Genomic DNA, 6,835 nt, shown 5'->3' on the forward strand with positions numbered 1-6,835 from the left:
CGAAGCCAACATGGACCGCCTCGACGGTGCCGGTGCCGCTGCCGCCATCGAAGCACGCGCCGTCACCGCCAGTGACTCCGCCGCCATCGTGCGCGCCAAGGCCGCCCTGGACAAACTCGACGTCGCCGAAGGCCTCGCCGAACTCGAAGGCGCCTCCGCCCGCGTCGCCGTTGACGAAAAGCGCATGATCAACTGCCGCGCCGACCTCAACCAACTCGTGCCTTTCAAGTACGACTGGGCCTGGCAGAAGTACCTCGACGGCTGCGCCAACCACTGGATGCCGCAAGAGGTCAACATGACCGCCGACATCGCCCTGTGGAAAAACCCCGAAGGCCTGACCGACGACGAACGCCGCATCGTCATGCGCAACCTCGGCTTCTTCTCCACCGCCGACTCCCTGGTCGCCAATAACCTGGTCCTGGCCGTGTACCGCCTGATCACCAACCCGGAGTGCCGCCAGTACATCCTGCGCCAGGCCTTCGAAGAAGCGATCCACACCCACGCCTACCAGTACTGCATCGAATCGTTGGCCATGGATGAAGGCGAGATCTTCAACATGTACCACGAGATTCCATCGGTGGCTAAGAAGGCAGCCTGGGGCCTGAAATACACCCGCTCGATCTCCGATCCGAAGTTCGAAACCGGCACCGTCGACACCGACAAGGAACTGCTGCGCAACCTGGTCGCCTACTACTGCGTGCTGGAAGGCATCTTCTTCTACTGCGGCTTCACCCAGATTTTGTCCATGGGCCGCCGCAACAAAATGACCGGCGTGGCCGAGCAGTTCCAGTACATCCTGCGCGATGAGTCGATGCACCTGAACTTCGGTATCGACGTGATCAACCAGATCAAGATCGAAAACCCACACCTGTGGGATGCCGAGATGAAGGAAGAAGCGACCCAGATGATCCTGCAGGGGACTCAGCTGGAGATTGAATATGCGCGGGATACCATGCCGCGCGGGGTGCTCGGTATGAACGCCGCGATGATGGAAGACTATTTGAAGTTCATCGCTAACCGTCGCCTGTCGCAAATTGGGTTGAAGGAAGAGTATCCGGGGACGACTAACCCGTTCCCGTGGATGAGTGAAATCATGGATTTGAAGAAAGAGAAAAACTTCTTCGAAACCCGTGTGATCGAGTATCAGACCGGCGGTGCGCTGAGCTGGGATTGATTAAAAAACGGCCCCTTTCTGGGGCCGTGTTGTTTCACTTGTCGATATTTTTTATGCCCAATCAAACCATCAAGACCCCCTGCGTCGGCCTGTGCTCCACCGTTTACGGGGACCTGGTCTGCCGAGGCTGCAAGCGTTATCACCATGAAGTGATCCAGTGGAATGGCTACAACGCCGAGGAAAAGCAGGCGGTATGGCTGCGCCTTGAGCAGTTGCTGGTGCAGGTGATGGCCAGCAAGCTGGAAGTGTTCGACCCGCAGCGCCTGCGCCAGCAACTGGAAGACCGCAAGATTCGCTTTATGCCGCAACAGTCGCCGTATTGCTGGGCGTACCAGCTGATTGCCCGGGGCGCGCGGGTGATTTCCAGGCTGGACGCCTATGGGTTGGCGTTGTTGCCGGAGTTTCGCGAACGCAGCCTGGCGGATTTGCGCGATGCCATTGACCGGGAGTTTTTCCTGCTGTCCGAGGCGCATTACGAGCGGTATATCGCCCCGGGGTTTATACGCGAAGTGTTCGGTCAGCCCCTCATCGCCAGCAGCATGTGACCGTCGTAGCAGCTGCCGAGCGCCAGCGAGGCTGCGTCAGGCGCGCTGCCGATTCAAGCTCGAGTCTCGGCCTACGCAGCCTCGCCGGGGCTCGACAGCTACGGATTTACGCGGTGTTGTATCTACGGGGGGAATCAGCAGGTCCAGGAAGCTGCGCGATCCACCTGCAAGCCATACCGCTCAATCGCCTGCTGGCACACCTGCCGCTCAAGACTGCCCTGCTCCACCAACGCGGTAAGCGCCGCCAGCACGATGTGATGCCGATCCACCTCAAAGAAATCCCGCAGCGCCGCCCGTGTATCACTGCGACCGAACCCGTCGGTGCCGAGCACGGTGTAGCTGGAGTCCAGATAGGACGCAATCATCTGCGGTACTGCGCGTACGTAGTCGGACACGGCAACCACTGGCGCACCTGCCGGCAAGCAGTCATTCAGGTGACTGACGCGCTTGCCGGCCTGCGGATGCAGGCGGTTCCAGCGTTCCACTTCCCGCGCCTCCCGTGCCAGTTCGCTGAAACTGGTGACGCTGTACACCTCGCTCGCCACGTGCCAATCCTCAGCCAGTAACCGCGCGGCGGCCTGGGCTTCACGCAGCAAGGTGCCCGAACCGAGCAGGCGTACCCGGGCGTCGGCGGCGCCTTCCAGGCGATACAGGCCCTTGATGACCGCCGCCTCCACGCCTGCGGGCAGGCTTGGCTGCGGGTAGTTTTCGTTCATCAGGGTCACGTAGTAGAACTCGTCCACATCCTGTTCCAGCATCTGGCGCATGCCGTGGTCGAGGATCACCGCAAATTCCCCGGCAAACGCCGGATCGTAGGCGCGGCAGTTGGGCACGGTGGCGGCGGTGAGGTGGCTGCTGCCGTCCTGGTGCTGCAAGCCCTCACCGCCGAGTGTGGTCCGCCCGGCCGTGGCACCGAGCAGGAAGCCACGGGCGCGCTGGTCGGCGGCGGCCCAGATCAGGTCGCCGACGCGCTGGAAGCCGAACATCGAGTAATAGATGTAGAACGGCAGCATGCGCAGGCCATGCACCGAGTAACTGGTGGCCGCCGCGACCCAGGAACTGATGGCACTGGCCTCGCTGATGCCTTCTTCAAGAATCTGCCCGTCGGTGGCTTCGCGGTAGCTGAGGATCGAGCCGATGTCTTCCGGCTCATAACGCTGGCCGACACTGGAATAGATGCCGATCTGCTTGAACAGGTTGGCCATGCCGAAAGTGCGCGCCTCATCCGCCACGATGGGCACGATGCGCGGCCCGAGCGCCTTGTCCTTGAGCAGGTTGGTCAGCATGCGCACGAAGGCCATGGTGGTGGACATTTCCTTGCCGTCGGCCGCCGTGGCGAAACCGGCGTAACCGCTCACGGGCGGGACGTTCACCGGTGCCGCGGCCTGGCTACGGCTGGGCACATAACCGCCCAAGGCCGTGCGCCGCTGATGCAGGTAGCGCAACTCGAGGCTGTCATCCGTGGGTTTGAAGAAGCTCAGCGACTCGGCCTGTTCATCGCTCAGCGGCAACTGGAAACGGTTGCGGAAAGCGAGCAGCGCGTCGCGATCGAGCTTTTTCTGCTGGTGAGTGGTCATCTTGCCCTGCCCGGCCTCGCCCATGCCGAAGCCTTTTTTGGTCTGGGCCAGGATCACCGTGGGCTTGCCCTTGACCCGGCGCGCGGCATGATAGGCGGCGTGGATCTTGACCATGTCGTGGCCGCCACGCTTGAGGCGGTCGATCTGCTCATCGCTCATGCCCTTGACCAAGCTGGCCAGCGCCGCGCTCTGGCCGAAGAAGTGTTCGCGGTTGTAGGCCCCGTCCTTGGCAGCGAAGGTCTGGAATTGGCCGTCCACGGTGTTCGACAACGTGTTGACCAGGGAACCGTCGGCGTCCTTGGCGAGCAAGGCGTCCCAGTCCGACCCCCAGACCAGCTTGATCACGTTCCAGCCCGCCCCCGCGAACAATGCCTCCAGCTCGTCGATAATCCGCCCGTTGCCACGCACCGGGCCGTCGAGGCGTTGCAGGTTGCAGTTGACCACCCAGGTCAGGTTGTCGAGGCCTTCGCGCGCGGCCAGGGTCAGGGCCGACATGCTTTCCGGCTCGTCCATCTCGCCGTCGCCGAAGACACCCCACACGTGACGCTCGGCGGTGTCCTGCAGGCCGCGATGCTGCAGATAGCGCATGAAGCGCGCCTGGAAAATCGAACTGATGGGGCCAATGCCCATGGAACCGGTGGGGAACTGCCAGAAGTCAGGCATCAACCACGGGTGCGGGTAACTGCACAGCCCACTCGCCCCGGCCTTGGCGCCACCGAGTTCCTGGCGATAGTGGGCCAGGTCGTCCTCGCTCAAGCGCCCTTCAAGGAAGGCGCGCGCATAAATGCCGGGGGCCGAATGCGGCTGGTAGAACACCAGGTCGCCGCCAAAGTCGTGATTGCGGGCGCGGAAAAAGTGATTGAAGCCCACCTCGAACAAATCCGCCGCACTGGCGTAACTGGCAATGTGGCCACCGAGCTCGCCATAGGCCTGGTTGGCCCGCACCACCATGGCCAGGGCGTTCCAGCGTACCAGTGAGGCCAGGCGCTCTTCGGTGGCCAGGTCGCCGGGAAACGCCGGTTGCTGCTCGACGCTGATGCTATTGATGTAGGGCGTACCGTGGCGGGGTTTCCAGTCGATGTGCGGAGCGCTGGCATCGCGGGCCAGCAGATCGAGGATCTGGCGTGCGCGCTCAGGGCCGGCATTGGCTACCAGCGACGCCAGCGCGTCGCGCCATTCGTCTAGCTCTGGTTGATCCAGGGCTGTGTGATTCACTGCACTCGCGAAACCGTTCATGGGCACCTCCGGGCTTTTTTTCCAGTTTATGTCGGCGCTTGAGGATTTTTTGCCTGTTATCAGGCGCGGTTTACAGAATTTTGAGCATGAATCACTGCCCATGGGCTTTTTCCCAGCACGTTGTGCTCAAACAACCCGAAACCTCACCAGTGTGTTTAAAATGCCGCCCGCTCAATGACCGACGCTCAACGATGAACCCAGACGCACTCGCTACCCTGCACGCCCACCTGCTCACCGCCCTGGCCAGCCCGCCGGCTGAAACCCGGCGCCTGTTCCATGGCCGTGGCCGCTGCTGGCCGGGCCTGGAGCAATTGACCGTGGACTGGCTGCAAGGCGTGGTGCTGGTCGCGCTGTTCAAAGAGCCCGAAGCGCCCCATCTGGAGGGGTTGAAACAGCTGTTGATCGACTTCGACTGGGCCCGATCCGGCGCCCACAGCGTGGCGCTGCAACACCGCTACCTGCCGCAAAGCACCACGGAATGGCTGGTGGGCGCAGCCATCGACGAGCTGACCATCACCGAAGGCGGCCTGCGTTACCTGATCGACCTGGGCAAAAAGCAGAACAGCGGGCTGTTCCTCGACATGCGCTACGGCCGCAACTGGGTGCGCGAACAGGCCAAGGGCCAGCGCGTGCTCAACCTGTTTGCCTACACCTGCGGCTTCTCGGTCGCGGCCATCGAGGGCGGCGCCAGCCACGTGGTGAACCTGGACATGGCCCGTGGCGCCCTGAGCCGCGGCCGCGATAACCACCGCCTGAACGGTCATGACCTGAGCAAGGTCACCTTCCTCGGCCACGACCTGTTCAAATCCTGGGCCAAGGTCACCCACAGCGGCCCCTACGACCTGGTGATCATCGACCCACCGTCCTTCCAGAAAGGCAGCTTCCTGCTGACCAAGGACTACCAGCGCGTACTGCGTCGCCTGCCGGATTTGCTCACGGCCCAGGGCACTGTCCTGGCGTGCATGAACGACCCGGCCTTCGGCGAAGACTTCCTGATCGACGGCGTCACCCGCGAAGCACCGGGCCTGCGCTTTATTGAACGGCTGCAAAACCCGCCGGAATTTCCGGATATCGACGCGCAAAGCGGACTGAAGGCACTGGTGTTTCGCCAAGGCTGATGCCGAAACGTCCTACGCTTGCTACGCTATGTGATGCGCCGGGCGGTGAACCTTATGACCCCCTTCCCGGTCGATACCTGCATTCCCCGGCCAGACTCGACAGCGTCACGTTGTCGGCTGCCCCGTTTCACCTTTTGGAGAACCGCCCGTGATATCGACCCTGCATGTAGCCAGAATCAAAGCCTGGGGCGCCCACGGCTTTACCGCCACCGGTGTGGTATTGGCCTTCCTGGCCACCCTGGCGCTGCTGGAAAACTCACCCAAGGCCTGCCTGCTCTGGCTGGGCCTGGCCCTGGTAGTAGACGGCGTCGATGGTTCCCTGGCGCGACGGGTGAATGTCAGCACGGTATTGCCCAGCTTTGACGGCTCGGTACTGGACCTGGTGATCGATTACCTCACCTATGTGTTTATTCCGGCACTGTTTATCTACCGCTATATCGACCTGCCGGACTTTACCCACCTGTTCACCGTGTCGGTGATCCTGGTGTCATCGCTGTTCTGCTTCTGCAACGTGAACATGAAGAGCAAAGACAACTACTTCGTCGGCTTCCCCGCCGCCTGGAACGTGGTGGCCTTGTGCGTATACATCATCCAGCCGGACGCCTGGGTCACCTTGCTGACCGTGATCGGCCTGGCCCTGCTGACCGTGACGCCGATGAAGTTCCTGCACCCGTTCCGGGTCAAGCGCTTCATGCCGATCAATATCGCAGTGACCACCATCTGGTTGCTCTGCAGCTTTTTGATGGTGGTGGATTATCCCAACACCAACCCGTGGACGTTTGGGTTGTGGTCGGTGATGTCGGCGTATTTCCTCGGGATTTGTGTGTGGCGCACGGCGCTGGAGTGGATGGGGACTCACAAATAGGCAACTGACACACCGTGGGCAAAATGTGGGAGGGGGCTTGCTCCCGATGGCGGCCTGACAGCCGACCAGGATGTTGGCGTGGAATGAGTACATATCCGTTGCTGCGGTAACGGCCACTTATGGTTACGCCCTTACGGCGTGTCACTTTTGGAAAAGCGCCAAAAGTAACCAAAAACGCTTCGCCCCACCACTCGGTACCTCGCCTAGGCTCGGTATGCCCGAACGAAGGCTTTGGAGCGTGGGTAACCCGGCAGGACGCCGGGTTAGCCGCGCTGGGCCAAGGATGGCCCATCGCGGCGGCCCACGCTCCAAAGCCGGAG

5 protein-coding genes are annotated in these 6,835 nt (G+C 62.0%); 4 read left to right on the top strand and 1 reads right to left on the bottom strand.

The window, feature by feature from the left end:
- Positions 1–10: 10 nt before the first annotated feature.
- Entirely contained in the window at positions 11–1,174 is a 1,164-nt protein-coding gene (locus tag BFQ01_RS27885; protein WP_176718746.1) for a ribonucleotide-diphosphate reductase subunit beta, read from the top strand.
- 53 nt (positions 1,175–1,227) lie between these two features.
- The gene (locus tag BFQ01_RS27890; RefSeq protein ID WP_065927821.1) at positions 1,228–1,719 is read left to right on the top strand and encodes a DUF1289 domain-containing protein; all 492 of its coding nucleotides are present in this window, start codon (positions 1,228–1,230) and stop codon (positions 1,717–1,719) included.
- Positions 1,720–1,853: 134 nt separating this feature from the next.
- Here BFQ01_RS27890 and mdeB read toward each other — a convergent pair whose 3' ends face one another.
- Complete coding sequence (gene mdeB / locus BFQ01_RS27895; protein ID WP_065927822.1) at positions 1,854–4,532, bottom strand: alpha-ketoglutarate dehydrogenase; 2,679 nt, start codon at positions 4,530–4,532, stop codon at positions 1,854–1,856.
- Between the two features lie 191 nt (positions 4,533–4,723).
- On the opposite strand from mdeB, the gene BFQ01_RS27900 reads away from it, so the two are divergent.
- Positions 4,724–5,650: a class I SAM-dependent methyltransferase gene (locus tag BFQ01_RS27900; protein ID WP_065927823.1), complete on the top strand. Its 927-nt coding sequence runs from the start codon at positions 4,724–4,726 to the stop codon at positions 5,648–5,650.
- Positions 5,651–5,798: 148 nt separating this feature from the next.
- Positions 5,799–6,515: a phosphatidylcholine synthase gene (pcsA, locus tag BFQ01_RS27905; RefSeq protein WP_027606368.1), complete on the top strand. Its 717-nt coding sequence runs from the start codon at positions 5,799–5,801 to the stop codon at positions 6,513–6,515.
- Positions 6,516–6,835 lie beyond the last annotated feature (320 nt).

The sequence above is a fragment of the Pseudomonas sp. 8 R 14 genome (assembly GCF_900005955.1).
Classification (GTDB): Bacteria; Pseudomonadota; Gammaproteobacteria; order Pseudomonadales; family Pseudomonadaceae; genus Aquipseudomonas; species Aquipseudomonas marginalis.

Bases quoted from the DNA above. Each gene is read 5' to 3' on its own strand.
- BFQ01_RS27885 (WP_176718746.1), top strand. From the start codon at position 11: ATGGACCGCCTCGACGGTGCCGGTGCCGCTGCCGCCATCGAAGCACGC.
- BFQ01_RS27890 (WP_065927821.1), top strand. From the start codon at position 1,228: ATGCCCAATCAAACCATCAAGACCCCCTGCGTCGGCCTGTGCTCCACC.
- mdeB (WP_065927822.1), bottom strand. From the start codon at position 4,532: ATGAACGGTTTCGCGAGTGCAGTGAATCACACAGCCCTGGATCAACCA.
- BFQ01_RS27900 (WP_065927823.1), top strand. From the start codon at position 4,724: ATGAACCCAGACGCACTCGCTACCCTGCACGCCCACCTGCTCACCGCC.